At 48.9% G+C, this 15114-nt stretch carries 8 protein-coding genes; 4 read left to right on the plus strand and 4 right to left on the minus strand.

The window, feature by feature from the left end; all coding sequences use genetic code 11:
- Nucleotides 1-335 precede the first annotated feature (335 nt).
- Genes N24_RS09510 through N24_RS09520 form a run of 3 tightly spaced genes read left to right on the plus strand, consistent with a single transcriptional unit; the run spans nt 336 to nt 4409 of the window.
- The gene (locus N24_RS09510) at nt 336-1427 is read left to right on the plus strand and encodes a DNA cytosine methyltransferase (RefSeq protein WP_197702389.1); all 1092 of its coding nucleotides are present in this window, start codon (nt 336-338) and stop codon (nt 1425-1427) included.
- Nucleotides 1428-1435: 8 nt separating this feature from the next.
- Nucleotides 1436-2509 carry a restriction endonuclease PLD domain-containing protein gene (locus tag N24_RS09515; protein WP_096456415.1) on the plus strand — a complete coding sequence of 358 codons (1074 nt, stop codon included), beginning with the start codon at nt 1436-1438 and terminating at the stop codon, nt 2507-2509.
- Between the two features lies 1 nt (nt 2510).
- Nucleotides 2511-4409, plus strand: coding sequence for a Z1 domain-containing protein (locus N24_RS09520; protein WP_096456417.1), 1899 nt, complete (start codon nt 2511-2513; stop codon nt 4407-4409).
- An 80-nt stretch (nt 4410-4489) separates the two neighbouring features.
- Here N24_RS09520 and N24_RS09525 read toward each other — a convergent pair whose 3' ends face one another.
- Both N24_RS09525 and N24_RS09530 read right to left on the minus strand, forming a co-directional pair.
- Nucleotides 4490-6013 (minus strand): hypothetical protein, encoded by a 1524-nt coding sequence (locus N24_RS09525; RefSeq protein WP_096456419.1) that lies wholly within the window; start codon nt 6011-6013, stop codon nt 4490-4492.
- Nucleotides 6014-6240: 227 nt separating this feature from the next.
- Nucleotides 6241-6939, minus strand: a complete 699-nt coding sequence (locus tag N24_RS09530; RefSeq protein WP_096456422.1) for a G protein-coupled receptor family protein — start codon at nt 6937-6939, stop codon at nt 6241-6243.
- A 338-nt stretch (nt 6940-7277) separates the two neighbouring features.
- Between N24_RS09530 and N24_RS09535 the strand changes: the two genes are divergently transcribed.
- Nucleotides 7278-9098, plus strand: a complete 1821-nt coding sequence (locus N24_RS09535) for a zinc-ribbon domain-containing protein (RefSeq protein WP_096456424.1) — start codon at nt 7278-7280, stop codon at nt 9096-9098.
- A gap of 62 nt (nt 9099-9160) precedes the next feature.
- Here the strand turns inward: N24_RS09535 and N24_RS16605 are convergent, their stop codons facing one another.
- Nucleotides 9161-12379 (minus strand): type IV secretory system conjugative DNA transfer family protein, encoded by a 3219-nt coding sequence (locus tag N24_RS16605; protein ID WP_096456426.1) that lies wholly within the window; start codon nt 12377-12379, stop codon nt 9161-9163.
- A gap of 103 nt (nt 12380-12482) precedes the next feature.
- Nucleotides 12483-15008 (minus strand): hypothetical protein, encoded by a 2526-nt coding sequence (locus N24_RS09545; protein ID WP_096456428.1) that lies wholly within the window; start codon nt 15006-15008, stop codon nt 12483-12485.
- Between the last annotated feature and the right edge of the window lie 106 nt (nt 15009-15114).

Genomic DNA, 15114 nt, shown 5'->3' on the forward strand with positions numbered 1-15114 from the left:
ACTTAATTGTTTTTAAAGTACTTTTAGAACTAAAAATTAAAGTTGAAAACTTAGGTCTTCAGGTCACCGACAACCTCGCTTATGCCTAAAAATTTGTACTCACCCGCCCTTGCGCATTAGGATTCTCTCAGCTAAGACATGTTCACCACGGCACCTAAAAAGACACCATCTTGAGCCGCACATTCGTTCACTACATTCACTGAAAAATCTTGTTGACCACTGATAACTAACAAGAAGCGGCAAATATGTGCGGCTTGGCATAAACTGTGTCAATCGGTACCTGTGTAATAGACACACGGTAAACACGCACAAGATAAAACATTGCGAGATTTTTCATGAGTACAAAACCCACTATTGTGTCCACATTTTCTGGTTGTGGTGGTCTTGATCTTGGCCTCCAAGAGGTCGGCTTTGACCCCATTTGGGCCAACGACTTCTCAAAAGAAGCAGTCGAAACCTATAGGCACAACATCGGTGACCACATTGTTCACGGTGACATCACTGAGATTGATCCATTTACTGATGACACCATCCCTGACGGCGATCTTGTCACAGGTGGTTTCCCCTGCCAGGATTTCTCCATGATTTGGAAGCGCCCCGGACTCGACGGCAAGCGTGGCACCCTATACCAAAATTTTCGTGATTTTGTTGCAGCAAAAAAGCCTAAAGCCTTTATCGCAGAAAACGTCAAGGGACTCCTTACGGCGAACCAACACAAGGCTATTAAGACCATCATCGAAGACCTCGAAGCTGTAGAACCTGGCTACATCGTCAAGCCCCGCCTGTACAACTTCGCTGAGTACGGTGTCCCGCAATTCCGTGAACGTGTGCTCATTGTCGGCATTCGTCGTGATACTGGCTTTGACTTCAAACACCCCGCCCCCACCCACGGCCCTCGCGGTGACATGCCTTATAAGACTGCCGGCGAAGCGCTCACAGACGTTGAAAAAGTACCCTTCAACAACAACCACATGAAGATCATGCCTCGCACCATTGAAGTGCTTAAGCGCATCCCTGAGGGTGAGAACTTCACGGCTATCCCCAAGGATGACCCTTTCTACGTCAAGGGCATGATTAGCCACGTTTACCGTCGCTTGCACCGTGATGAGCCGTCCAAAACCCTTATCGCCGGTGGCGGCGGGGGTACATGGGGATACCATTATGAGGAAAATCGAGCATTGACCAACCGCGAGCGGGCTAGAATTCAATCGTTCCCCGATGACTTTGAGTTTTTGGGATCAAACACTGAAGTCCGCCGCCAAATCGGTAATGCGGTCCCTCCTGTGGGTATGCACGCTGTGGGTGAACGACTGATGAACTTGTACACCGGGAATTACACCCCCGTCGATCTAGAGGAACAGCACGCGTACTTGCAGACGCTCACCATTAAGGAACGTCTCGCGCTGGCTGATCAGGAAGCTGATTAAGTAGATATATGAAGCCCACCGTTAATGTTGTGTTCAATGCGCATCGACCTAACGATACGCAGCCGTTGGATAAGTTCTTTGATAAAGAACTCAAAGACACGCATCATCTCGATATAACGGTGGGCTATATCAGTGAGAAATCACTGCGGTATTTGCGCGATATTCTCGAAGAAAAGACCAACATCACCGCCAACCTCACGTGTGGAATGCACGCTTGTGAAGGCATGACTGCCCCGCAATTACATTACGCACGTGAATTACACACGTTCCTCAGTAACAACAATCGTGGCGGAGTTTTCGTACTTCCTCGCCTGCGATACCACGGTAAAATTTATCTTTTTCACCAACGCACAGCGCCAGATCCAAAAGCATATATCGGCAGTGCAAATCTCTCGGCCATCATTCCCGGCCACGCATCAACTTTCGAGACCGGTGTCATGCTTGACCCCGCGCCTACCGAACTCATCCAACATCTTCAACGTGATGTTGAGCCGCTTAAAGTACCCATCGACGAATATCACGTCCCCATTGTCGCTGATCAAAACGCCCTGATGCGGGGCGTGTCCAGGGCTGCACCAATGTCAACGTCCCATGTCGTTGCAGTCATGTCTAGCCCTGCTCAATACACCTTTGATCTTCCGCTAAAAGCCCACCCAAAAAGCAGCCTCAACGCTCACCTTGGCGGTGACGGTGGGCGAATGCAAAAAACCGGACGAAGACTTTCCCGCAAATGGTATGAGGGTGAGCTCATTGTTGATGAGAAATATCGCGATCTGCCTGGATACCCACAAAAAGGAGTGCCATTTACAGTCATCACTGATGATGGATGGACTTTTGAATGCAAGACCAGCGGTGACGGTGGTAAAAATCTTCGAAGTGTTGGCAGTCTTGAGACCTTCGGTGCCTGGATGAAGTCACGGCTTATCGACGCCGGTGCACTTGAGTTCGGTGAAACGGCCACCGAAAAAAACATCGAACGATTTGGACGATCCCATCTCACAATGAAGTACCACCCCGACTACAATGTCTGGTCATTCGATCTCAGCACTATTACGCCAATCCACCACACTGAACAGGACTAGTATGAGCGCACCATCACATCTTGAAATTTATACTCAAAGCATCAAAGACAATCCAGACCTCAATACCAAAGTCACACAAACTATCAACGCTTTCAACGAAACAGTTTTAGCGGACTACGATTATTTTGGTGATCGGCAGGTACTTCTTTACGGTGATGTCCAAAGTGGTAAAACGTCACACATGCTGGGTATTGTCGCTGACTGTTTAGACAAAAACTTCAACACAATTATCATTCTCACCTCGCCTAATATTCGTCTCGTACAACAAACCTATGACCGTGTATTCCAGTCTTTTTCCAACGTACTAGTGTGCGACAAAGATGACTTTAACGACTTCCGAGCTAATCAAAACCGAACCATTCCTCAAAAGTCAATCATCGTCATAGGAAAAATCCCGGCTGTGCTTGATAAGTGGATAGAGACTTTTGATCAAACACAAGCCCTTAGTGGGAACCCTGTACTCATCATTGATGATGAGGCGGACGCAACAAGCCTTAACACTAAAGTAAACAAAAACGAAGTATCCACCATCAATGACAACCTCAGAAGCATCCGTGAACTTGCTACTGGATGCGTCTATCTTCAGGTGACAGGCACACCCCAGGCTGTACTTCTACAAACCATCGAAAGCGGTTGGACTGCCGAACAAGCGCTGCATTTCGCTCCCGGTGATAAATACATCGGTGGATCACAATTTTTCAACGAATTCCCTAGCCCCTACACCCGACTATTCGCAAACACAGAACAAGATGAGCATCGCCACCTTATTGACGCTGTACACACATTTATGTTGACAGCAGCGATGTTCAAGATCAACGGTGAGACCCTGTGCAACATGCTGGTGCATCCCAGCCACACCGGTGCAATGCACGATGATTACAGCACCAATGTGAAAGCAATTATCGCAGATACATTCTCTCGTTTTGATGAGCTCGAAATTCAACAGTCTTTAAGACAGTCCTATGAGCAAATCTGCCAAACATATACCGAGGCACCGTCATTAAAGACCACCCTTGGCGTTGTGAAATTCATGGAAAAGGATTTCAACACCTACATCATTAACAGCAAAAATAAGACAGACGAATCTGATTGGGCTAGTGGTTACAACATTGTCATCGGTGGTAACTCCCTTGGACGTGGCTTAACATTCGACAACTTACAAACCGTTTTCTACGTGCGCGAATCCAAGCGACCACAGGCAGACACCCTGTGGCAGCACGCCCGCATGTTTGGCTACAAACGCCACAAAGACACCATGCGCGTGTTCATGCCGGCCACTATTGCTCAAACCTTCCAAGAGGTCTATCTCGGCAACGAAGCTATTAAAAATCAGCTCGATCATGGCACGCATATCAACGACATTCGAGTCATTTTAGGTGATGGTGTCGCACCTACTCGTGGCAATGTTCTCGACAAACGCAAAGTTGGAAAACTCAGCGGTGGTGTCAACTACTTTGCTGCTGATCCTAAAATCAAGAATCTCGAAGCGCTCGACAACAAACTCTTGGCCTACTTGGACAAGCACGGTGAGGACTCCACCATCGGTATGCGGGCGATGATCACCATTCTCAACGCCTTTACTGTAGACCCCAACGACCTCGATCTCGCTACATTCAAAGCCGCACTCCTTGACTTTGAGCGCAACCAACCTCATCTCACAGCGCGTATAGTGCTGCGAACAAACCGTAAGGTCAATCAGGGTACAGGTGCCCTGCTCTCCCCTACTGACCAAGCACTCAGCCGTGAAGAAGTCACACACCCATTATTGATCCTGTACCGCATTGAAGGTGTTAACGATGCTGCTGCGCAAAGAGGTGAACCTACATGGTCAAGCGATCCTATTTGGGTCCCAAACATTAAGCTGCCGGGTCAACGTCAATTCTGGCGCGTAGACAACTAAGTCTCACGCTATCACCAAAAACACACAAACACCGCTGTGGAATACTTTCCACAGCGGTGTTTGTTATCTCTCAACTACAACTAAACACCTTCAATGCGCCTAAAGGCTCGCGCGACTTCTTTATCAAAGTGACCTTGGGCAAGATCACGCCAATGCGGAAGCTTCACCAACATCATGCGGAATGCTCGGGTGGTCTTATATTTACCCATAGCAGACAGCGGATCATCGTCTGTACCAGATAGCGCCTCTTCCCCCTCAGCGTAGACACGCGACTGCTCCACCCCTGCCTGGGCACGCATAAGTGCAATATCTTCCTGCGACAACGCTTCGATCAGCACAGTGCCATCGACAGCATTAACCAAGCCGTTGTTAGCAGTCACCCGGAAATTCGGATCTTGAGCAAAGGCATGGACGCATTCATCATATGCGGCAGTGAGCTCATCTTCGAGTGAATCCTGCAGGATGCGGTCGAATTGATCAACCAGCATATCTCGTGACACCTTGCCTTCGGCATAACGCTTCAACTGCATGTCAGCGAGCTTATGTTCTGCATTCTCCTGATCATGGATGAACTCATCGTTGACCTCCGCTTCTTCTGCCAGAGACTTCTTTTCAATCTTCACGCCAGTAGCGACTGGAAAACCTTGTGAACTGTCTTCAAAATCATCATCAAAGTCGTCGTACTCTGATTCCATGAAGTCACGTGCGTTCATTACAGCTTCATTAGCCTCATCATAATCTGGCGCGTCATCGTACTCGTCTTTCGCAATCATCGTATCTACGATGTCCATGATTTCTGCCGAGTACACATCCATATCCAGGCGTGCAATATCTGAGTCATCAAGCCCAGTCGCCTTTTTGTAAATATCGACGGCACGCTGAGTACGAATCGACTGCGCCATACGCTTTTCCAGCATCGCCATAAAGTCCGGTGCATTTTGATTCACATCGAATTCATTGGCGCTCGACAGTGTTGGGATAGTCTGCAACGAGTATTCGCGACCCGGTTGGATAATCTGGTTAGCAAACAGCATGAAACTCATCGGCCAAATCGTTTCATTGCGTGACCACACCGGATACTGACCTGCACGGAAAACAACGGCATTCTGCGATGGCAGAGTATTTAGGTCATTATAAGACACCACCGGCTCTTTCTCAGTTGCAGACGTATACGACACTTTGCCCTCGGTGCGCATAACTAACTGAGCCAAGTCACGGGTCACTGTCTTTGAGTTCCTGCGTACAACATGCCGTTCACCTGACCAGTCCACCAACGTCTTAATCATTGTTTCGTCTGTGGATTTCAAGAAAATAATATTGGACGTGTTGTGGGTCGGGATCATATCGTCAGTGATGTAGAGATGGTCACGGTCGGCAATGCTGATGCATTGCACGGTGTCGCGACGAGAGAACTCTACAGAGACGATTTCGTTGTTTGCTGCCGGCACATCGAGGCGTGCCCGATCTGCTGGATCGAAGTTGTCTAAGATCTCTGGCGCCGGCGCTGTGACACCAGGTAGAAACACCCTATCCCCTCGTGCCAGCATCGCTTGAAGCTCTGCCGTGGTGACGATTCTGCGCTCGCCGGCAATTGTCTGCGTCATATTATAAACCCCTTCAATTAAATCAAGTAATTAATATACTAACTTAATTAAGTTTATTTTTTAAGATTTACTATGCTCTACGCAAACGCACCCAGAATCACCATAAGCACCGTTTCCAGACGCAGAAACTAATTGAGCATATTGTAAAATATAGCTATGCTGACAATGATTCCGCCACAACCATCTACACAGCTGGTAGATAGAAGCGTTGAGAAGTGCTTTAAGTGTTAGCGATTAAAGCGCCCACAAATATAACCAACAGCAAATCCAGCAAGAGCAGTTGTTGTTGCACTCTCGACAGGACGGGTGGCTATATCCTCGGCAGGACTATCGGGGCTATCAGCACTGCGCTCTTCAAGATCGCTATCATCTTTATCTTCGTCATGAAAATCAATGAGTATGCCATCAATAAAGTCATCCATGGTTGATGTGATGAAACTGGCGACTGCAATGAGCAGCAGCGCTACACACGTAATCCAAGCAGGTGTACCACTAGACGCATCAGGTGCGTTTGGAACGATGACTCCAAATGCAACACAGTAGACAACTCCAGGAATTAGTAGCCCATAAATAACAAATAGTACTGCATAAGCAATAGCAACACTGAGCCTAGAAGAAGTCTTGCTGACGTAAAGCGCCATGCGACGTGCAATATGCGCGAACTCATGGCGACCGTGCACTACTCTATACTTTGTTATCACCATGTAGATCACCAGGATTACTAAAGATATAATCATTGCACTGGAAGTTAGCCCTTCGGCCAATGGGAGTGGCGCAATCATCAAAGACAGCAACAGCGATCTAATTTTGCGAACGAATAATGTGCGTAACATGCTTCCTGCAATTTGCATATTGCTGGGATCATCTTTGGTTCTATCGCGTCCACCCTTGGGGTAGTGGTCTTCAATTCTATTGGTATTAGTCACTGGACTTTTTTCTCCTTGTGTAAATGTTCCCGAAAATAGTAGATTCATCCCGCTTTTAGGAACGGTAATTAACTCTGTCAATGAAACTGTGAAGTAAAAGCAGTTTCAATAAAAGCACATCTATACGTGCTCTCACTATCACTGTGCGCGCATCATAAAAACGCGCAAGCACTATATAAATATCAACAGTTTCTACACAATAATCAGAAAACAATAAATAAGCTGGTCACCGCAGCAACTCACCCCACCCGGCCCCCTTTTCCCTCGCTGACACCGGAGTCACCATAAACACCGTTTCCAGACACAGAAACTAATTGAGCATATTGTAAAATATAGCTATGCCAACAATGCTTATTGATACCCACCCACATCTTGCAGCACAACTTCTTGATCCTGATTTAGGCAAACTTCTTACCGCTGGCTCCAACAAAAAGGTCCAGTGGCAATGCCCTGAGCACGCTGATCATATCTGGACAGCCTCGGTGAATAACCGAACCAATGCGAAGAACCCGCGCTGCCCATATTGTGCCAGCACGCGAGTATTAGCTGGATTTAATGACCTTGCCACCACTCACCCACATCTCGCTGTGCAGCTGGTTGACCAAGATATTGCCCTCACCATTTCTGCTGGTTCTGGCAAAAAGCAACTGTGGCAGTGTGCAGTAAACCCCAAGCACCAGTGGTTGGCTACGCCAAATAATCGCACGAGTACTAAATCTGCGAGTTCGGGTTGTCCCTATTGCGCAAATCGAGCAGTCTTAGTCGGTGACAATGACTTTGCAACAACCCACCCCGAACTTGCAGCGCAGTTAGTAGATCAATCTGCAGCGACAACCTTTACAGCCGGCCACAACAAGCCTGTTGAGTGGATCTGTTGCAAACATGAGCCACCATTTATCTGGAAAACCTCACCAATTTTGCGTGTACGACAGAACACCCAGTGTCCTGTGTGCTCCGAACGAGCTGTGGCACCAACACTTAATGATCTTGCAACCACTCACCCTAAACTTGCCGAGCAAATCACAGACCCTCAACCAAACGGCATGAGTGCCACAACTATTATCCCAACCATCAGTAGGGGCTCCCATACGCAATTAACATGGCAATGTTCTAAAAATCATGACCATCAGTGGATCGCTACAGTGAAAGATCGAGTTCGCGGGACAGATTGCCCCACCTGCGCAAATACAGGGACATCACGTAAAGAAGCCGAGCTTGTTGAGGTCATCCGAGCATTGCTCCCAAACACTGATGTCCAGCAAGGTGCGCTCATTAATGGGCGTACTGGTAATCGAGGTGCATCGCCATCAACCGATGTACTCATACCGTCCAAAAATCTCGCTATCGAGTTCAACGGCCTGTACTGGCACTCTGAGCTTTTCCTCAAAGATAAGCATTATCATGCGAACAAATCGGCTCTCGCAGAACAAGCCGGCGTGCAGCTTATTCATGTGTGGGAGGACGACTGGAATCTTCGCCGCGACATTGTGATCCGCATGATCGCGCACAAGCTTCATGCAACCCATAATCTCGGCACCGTCCTACCAGCAGAAACCACTGACCCGCGTGTGTCCACCACAGCCTTTGCCCGCACACTCACACCAACTGCAGTCTCTGGTTCACATGCTGCTGCATTCTTGAACAGGAACCATATTCAGGGTGCTGTCTCGGCCACCAAGCATCTAGCCCTGTGCGATAACAACGGTGACATTCGAGCACTACTATCGGTGCGCTCACCAAAAAACAATGCCCGCATGTATCGCAAAAAAGGCACATGGGAGATCCAGCGCTATGCGACACTCGGTAACGTCCCTGGCGGTTTTACTAGGCTGCTAAAGTTTGCCGAACACACACTCAACGAACACGGCACAGTGCTCAAACAATGGATCTCGTTTTCTGCAGCAGATGTCTCTGACGGTGGTTTGTATCGAGCTGCCGGCTTTACTGCTGAGCAACAGCTTGCACCGGATTATCGCTATGTCGGTGGCGCAACAGGTTGGCGCCGAACACCCAAAGAAAGCTTCCAACGCAAGCGATTTAGAGACGACCCAGCGTTGCTGTGGAACGAATCTTGGACAGAGCACGAAGCAGCGCTCAACAACGAGCTGTACAGAATCTACGATGCCGGCAAAACCCGGTGGGTTAAAAATGTTGCTTGATTGTATACAACGAAAACAACCCCCTGAGGATAATCATCAGGGGGTTGTTCTGTTTCAACTCATTATGCTGCGCTTGCTGCATCCTGCTCGGCAGGAACCACAATCACTTCCCACAAATGCTCATCACACGCCTCTGTGGTTGAGCCATCTTTACGTGTCACTGTGAACACGTCCCGCTCACCTTGTGGGAACACGCCGTCAATCTCGCTGACCGTTCCCTTTGGGGTAAGCACCTTCATGCCCTCTTCTGCTTCGCCCATCGTGACCCATCCATCGGGTGTTGCGATCTTCGCCGTCAACGGCTGCGCATTACCTTGGAGAATCTTGTCTGAGGCTTCGCCATACACCTGCGTCAATTGCTGCAGTGTCTGCAGGATCAACGTAAATTGCTGTTCCTGACCCAAACCAATCGAAAGCATGGTTTCAAACCCTGCGATTCCGTGCCCTTCCGATTGCAAATTTCCCAACTCATCCAACATGAACCGAGTCTTATAATCCGGCTTCTGGTTCTCGCGTGTCATATACGACGAGTCAAAATTCAGATCCACTAGCTGTTTGATAAGAATCAAAATCAACTTCGCATATTTCATAAGATGCGGAGGCGTTACGAAAAACACTGCCTTAGGCTTCTCCGAATACCGCACACTCAGAGCCGACACCGCATCAACCATCGCATCAACCTGCTTGATCATGTCGTGACCAGGCATATTGATCTGCTCCTGCGTGAGCTGGTTAAGATTCAGTTTCTTCGTCTTAAACTGCACATGCCCTGGAACAAAGTCACCAGCATCGTTTTTCACCAGCTCAATCAGCAGACCATTCTTAATGATCTTCTCATCGGTCACCGGATCAGTAATAAACGCACGGCCTTTAAGGTTCGTTTGGTAGCCCTTGGTGAACTTGAAGAACAACGTCTTGATCAAAGTGCCAGAAGTGCCGTTGAGAATCCGCAAACGCAAGTACGCAGTATTACTCGGGAACGAATCCTTAATATAAAACCGCGCCCAACCCTCAACCGACAACGTGTCATCATGAACAAAATTCTTACCCAACGGCTTGGTGAACTTGGCGTCACTGTAGGCATCCCATTTCACCTGTGATCCAACCAAGTTGTAGCGCTTCACATAGGGGGCTGCAAAACGAACACCCATGCGCCGTGGAAACGACAATCCGGCCAAGTCAACATTCTGACTTAGTGTGCCTGAGGTTAACGTTGAAATTGTGGGGTCTGTAAAGAAGGACATCGCTGTAATCGCGATACCGTAGACCGACGCGATCATTTTTTCAGCGCCACCCATTGCTTTCAGGGCCTTATCTGCGTTGCCTACCAAAGTACGAACACTGGACTTTGGCAGACCGTCTGTGGCACTAAAGAACAAGGTGAGCATGTCTTTTTCTTTCTCACCCTCCCACAGAAACATTTCGTTCTCTTCGGCCTCTGTCACAGCATCCTGGAACATCATGGCTGCATTTTCATCAGTCTCTAAGTTACCGAATTCACCGGCACGTGCACGTTCATTAAGCCGCTCAACGGGGTTCTTCAGCTTCTTTGCCGAAAGCTGCACAAAGAGCTGGTAGCAGTTGTAGAGCGTTACTTTGCCCCACATCTGATCAATACGTGTATCGAGGACTTTGGCATCCCAATTCTCAGCTGCAGCCTGCTTGCGCATCTCGCGCTCCTCTTCCAAATAGAAGTCGATAAGACCATAGGCTGCACGCTTGAAGGCATTGTTGGCCGCATTCGGCCATACCGGATCATCGGCACCGTCCACCGGAAAGAACACCTCTGCGATATTTTCCACATAGGTTGCGCACTTCATCCCGTTACCTTCGCGAGCTGCTTCGGCTGCTAATCCCAACGGGTTATAAATATCAGTTTTCAGGTTGTTAATCAGGTTAAACTGAACAACCTGAAAACCGCGCTTAGACATCCGAACATAATTTTTCTTCAGCAACTCGCCTTTAGGGTCGTTGATACACATATTGTTCGGTCGAGTTTCCCGTGTCCACATGTCGATCATTGGCTCAATGTAGGTCTGACCCTTACCTGCACGAGTCATAGCCAGCACCAACGTGTTCACCGGAGCCTCATCGACGACATAGGCGCCAGCTGGTCGCTGCGGCTCATAATCGGGGAATTCCCAATCCTCATTGATGTGCTGCGCAACAGTATCCTGCTTACCAGTCTTGTCGCGATTACTACCGCCAGGGTTCCATTCAATCGTTGTCGGATTAAAAAACCGTCGCAGCTCAGGAAGGTTCGGCACGTCTGACTTATCAAAAATCGAGTGACTAAATTCGTTGTCAATCATCGGCAAACTCTTAGTCACCGGCTGTCCTGCATTGTCATAGAGCACCTCACCCTTTTCGGAGACAATTTCACCGGTGTCGTTGTCGATAATTGTCTCCTGCGCAAACTGTGTCACATCCACCTTTTTCAAACCCTTATTCGACAACATCACATGAGAAATCATGCTTGAGGGCTGGACTGGTGAGTGTGCACCGACATCAGGGAACAAGCTCAAATCGCGCACAATCTCCTGCGGAATAGCCAAACGCGCGTCATTAGTGTGCTGGTTAATATCCGTGGTGTCCACAGCAACATTCTGAGTCTCTAACTGACGCATCATAGCTGCACGTGACATCGCATACACACCTGTTGCAATAGCAATCACAAACATCACCCGAATAAGACTGGTGTGCCCAAATAACAGCCAGCTACCCACCGAATTATCAATAGGTTCTGGTGCATCAAAGCCATGTTCTGCGAACACACTAGCTACATAATCGGCGTACCACACTGGCTCTTTAGGCACGCTACGTGTACAGTCACCAAAATTATTGCCAAATTCATCAAGCGGTTGGTAGCACGTGGTGTGAGCACTACTGGTGCCAATTTGCTGTTCGACGGCAACGTAATAGGGCCTCACACCAAGCTCATCGAAAAGCTCTTCATCATAGGGTGAGCTAGTATTCATCATTGTCTGGACCAAAAGCCCGATGCCGCCCCAGACCAACCACATCACGATCAGTACAAACACACCCAAAATTGCAGCGCCCACCTCAACCCACATTGGTGAGCGCATTTCTCCAATTTCACCACGTGCTAATTGCTGCTCATTATGCACATCGCGGTTGCGGGCTTTATCTGTTACCCGCTGTTTTCGCAGCTGATCAAATGTGCGATCAGTCTGTTTCAGATCTTTGGTCCCACCACCTTTAAAGGTCTTGCCACCAGACACATTGTCATAGTCGCGTTTGCTTGAACCAAATAACGCCATTGTCCTTGCCTTTCTGTTGATTATTGCTATACAAATGCCCGCCACACAATTTCTTATGTGGCGGGCATCAACCTGACTACTTTGGAACCCACAATGCGATCTTTTAGAAGAACACTCCACCAGCGACCAAGCCGGCAATCAGCGCCGTAACAGCACTACCGACAATCATGAAAACGTAGCTTTGATCTTTCTGCTTCAAAGACTCAACAAAGCTCATCGAGTTCGCCTCAGCCTGATCCGAACGCTCACGCTCGGCAGCCATTTCAATCTCGTGTACTTCATTGTTTGCACGAATCTGTTCTTCCATACGCTTCAACGCCGCTTCAGCATCTAGGCGTGCGGTGGTAATTTCTCGCTCAGCACGTTCTTCCGATGCAGCGACAATAGTGTCGCGACGCTTAAGCTCTGCTGCAAACTCCTTCTCCTGGCGCTCAAGTGCCTGTCGCTGGGAGGCGATCATCTTGTCAGTCTCGACGCGGATACCCTCGATGCGCTCTTCGGCTTCCTTGGTTAGCTGTGCCACGCGATTATCCGCAGCAAGCTTCTGCTCATTCACCGATGCCAAACGCAGATCATCTTCGCGGTGATCAGCAATAAACTTGTCAAGGTCACCAATGAAACCGTCGAAAGTTGCTCGTTGCAGTTCCGCCTGGCGCTCCACAATGGGTCGCAGCTCGTCAATAATGCGAGATTCTGCAGCGTTAGCCCGTTCACCAGCACGTGCACGACGCAGTGTGTTCATGCGTGCTGTGTAATCCTCAATAGTGCGATCCCGCAGGCTCGTCAGCTCTCGACCTACTGCCTCAAGTGATGCAGTATGCCGTGGCATATGGCGGCGGTCGTACTCCACGCGCTGTTCTGCGATCTTTGCCATGACATATTCTTCACGGTTCGCCTCATACTCCTGCTGCAATTGCTGACGACGCTCTGACTCCACGCGCTGTTGATCACCAGCCATAACATCGCGGTCACGCTCAATGGCGCGGTAAACCTCGTAGAATTCGGAATCCTTATTATCCAGTCCAAGATCACGAGCGATCTCAAGATTAGAGCGATCGTTTAGAGCAATATACATCGCGCGTACTTCTTCATAATCACGCTGATGCTGGTCAAGCAGCTGACCATTAAATACCGTCACCAATGTACGAAGCTGATCACCTAACCACGGTGTAGTCTCCTGGAATTGCGGCATCGCTACCTGGAACGGTGCCCTAGTCAGAGCGTTATTGAAGTTTGCTTCATCGACATACAGCCCCAAGTCGTCATTAACATAACGTTTGGTGACAGCATCGCCCACTTGATCAGCGTCAAAGCTTCGGTCATCAGCTGCGTGCACCTGCGCCAATGCTGCCTGAGAATCCTGAACCGGATTGTAAGCCAGTGCTTGTGCAAGATCTTCTCGCAGAGCATTCAGCTCTGAACCAGTCTTTGCTTGCACGGACTCAGACACACCACGAATCAGCGCCTGGATCTGCTCATCAGACATACCGGCTACTGGTGCTGGTGCTACACCAGATGCACCAAAATCTGGCTCATCGTCACCGCCGAAAGGATCGTCTTCTACTACATCACCAAAAGGTGCCTCGTCATCGTCACCAAAAGGATCTGCATCGGCTACCGTTTCTGCAAGCGCCTCATCCGCGGACTCATCCTCAGGCTCGGTAGCCTCTACATCGTCAATACCAAAACCATCACTGAAATCCGGCGTATCCACCTGTTCTGCTAGTTCGGCATCATCAAGGCTCGCAATAACCACTGTGTCATGGGACTCCTGTGCATCAGCATCCACTACGTCTGCGCTGTGAAGCACCGGCTGTGGCGCTACATGATGCTTGCCCTGCAACTTGGTGAACACGTGCACAATATTGTCAATGATCTCTGCACTGCTCGGATAGGAGCCCGCATTAAGCTTTTCGCGAATGAGATCATCAGTGATAACTCCCGCTGCATTGACACCCTCAAGACCATAGGGCACGTCACCATCTTCGTCATCAATATCTACCTCCGAGGTCTCGTTCAATACCTCCAAGAACGTCGCGATAACCTCGAAATCAACCACGTCTTCGAGGTCAGTCGCACCACTAAGTACGTCACCAACCTCTGCAAAAATGTCACCGCGTGCCGAAGCGCTGTTTTTCGCTGGCACCTTGAACACCACCAGCTCACCCGTATCCGGTTCAATTGCAGCGACACCGTAGTGCCAGCGCGCCTTGTTGCGCAGCAGATCAAATTCATCCATACGATCAAAAGAGGCTTCATCTGGAATGACACCGAGTACATCATTATCGAGCAGTTCAGGCGTAACCACAGAATGAATATCATCGTTGATCACCAGATTGATGATCGTGCCCTTATCCTCATTGCTCTTTTCTTTGGCATTGAGCCCACCGAATTGTGGATCGTGAGTTGGTAGCAGCATGACTACCCAACCGGTCTCACCTGGCAAGGCGAATGCGTCATTGCGACGCATAACCTCGACTGCAGCACCTGGTTCGGTTTCCTGAATGACCGAAGCGAGTCGTTCTTCTTTGCGCAATGGCTTTAGTGCCGCATCGCCAGAAACAGCCCCCTCCCCCACTCCATGAGAGTTTTTCGCTTTGGTAAAGCGATTTTTCAATGAATCGAGCATAACCCCTGCTTTCCGCTGTATTTCGAGAATCTACATATGTCGAAAACTATTAAAGTCGCGTAATTAATATAACACTAATTACGCGACTTTAATATTGAGTTTCTTT

The sequence above is a fragment of the Corynebacterium suranareeae genome (assembly GCF_002355155.1).
GTDB lineage: Bacteria > Actinomycetota > Actinomycetes > Mycobacteriales > Mycobacteriaceae > Corynebacterium > Corynebacterium suranareeae.

Excerpts from the sequence above, each read along its gene's own strand:
- N24_RS09520 (WP_096456417.1), top strand. The coding sequence starts at position 2,511 with ATGAGCGCACCATCACATCTTGAAATTTATACTCAAAGCATCAAAGAC.
- N24_RS09525 (WP_096456419.1), bottom strand. The coding sequence starts at position 6,013 with ATGACGCAGACAATTGCCGGCGAGCGCAGAATCGTCACCACGGCAGAG.
- N24_RS16605 (WP_096456426.1), bottom strand. The coding sequence starts at position 12,379 with ATGGCGTTATTTGGTTCAAGCAAACGCGACTATGACAATGTGTCTGGT.
- N24_RS09545 (WP_096456428.1), bottom strand. The coding sequence starts at position 15,008 with ATGCTCGATTCATTGAAAAATCGCTTTACCAAAGCGAAAAACTCTCAT.
- N24_RS09510 (WP_197702389.1), top strand. The coding sequence starts at position 336 with ATGAGTACAAAACCCACTATTGTGTCCACATTTTCTGGTTGTGGTGGT.
- N24_RS09535 (WP_096456424.1), top strand. The coding sequence starts at position 7,278 with ATGCCAACAATGCTTATTGATACCCACCCACATCTTGCAGCACAACTT.
- N24_RS09515 (WP_096456415.1), top strand. The coding sequence starts at position 1,436 with ATGAAGCCCACCGTTAATGTTGTGTTCAATGCGCATCGACCTAACGAT.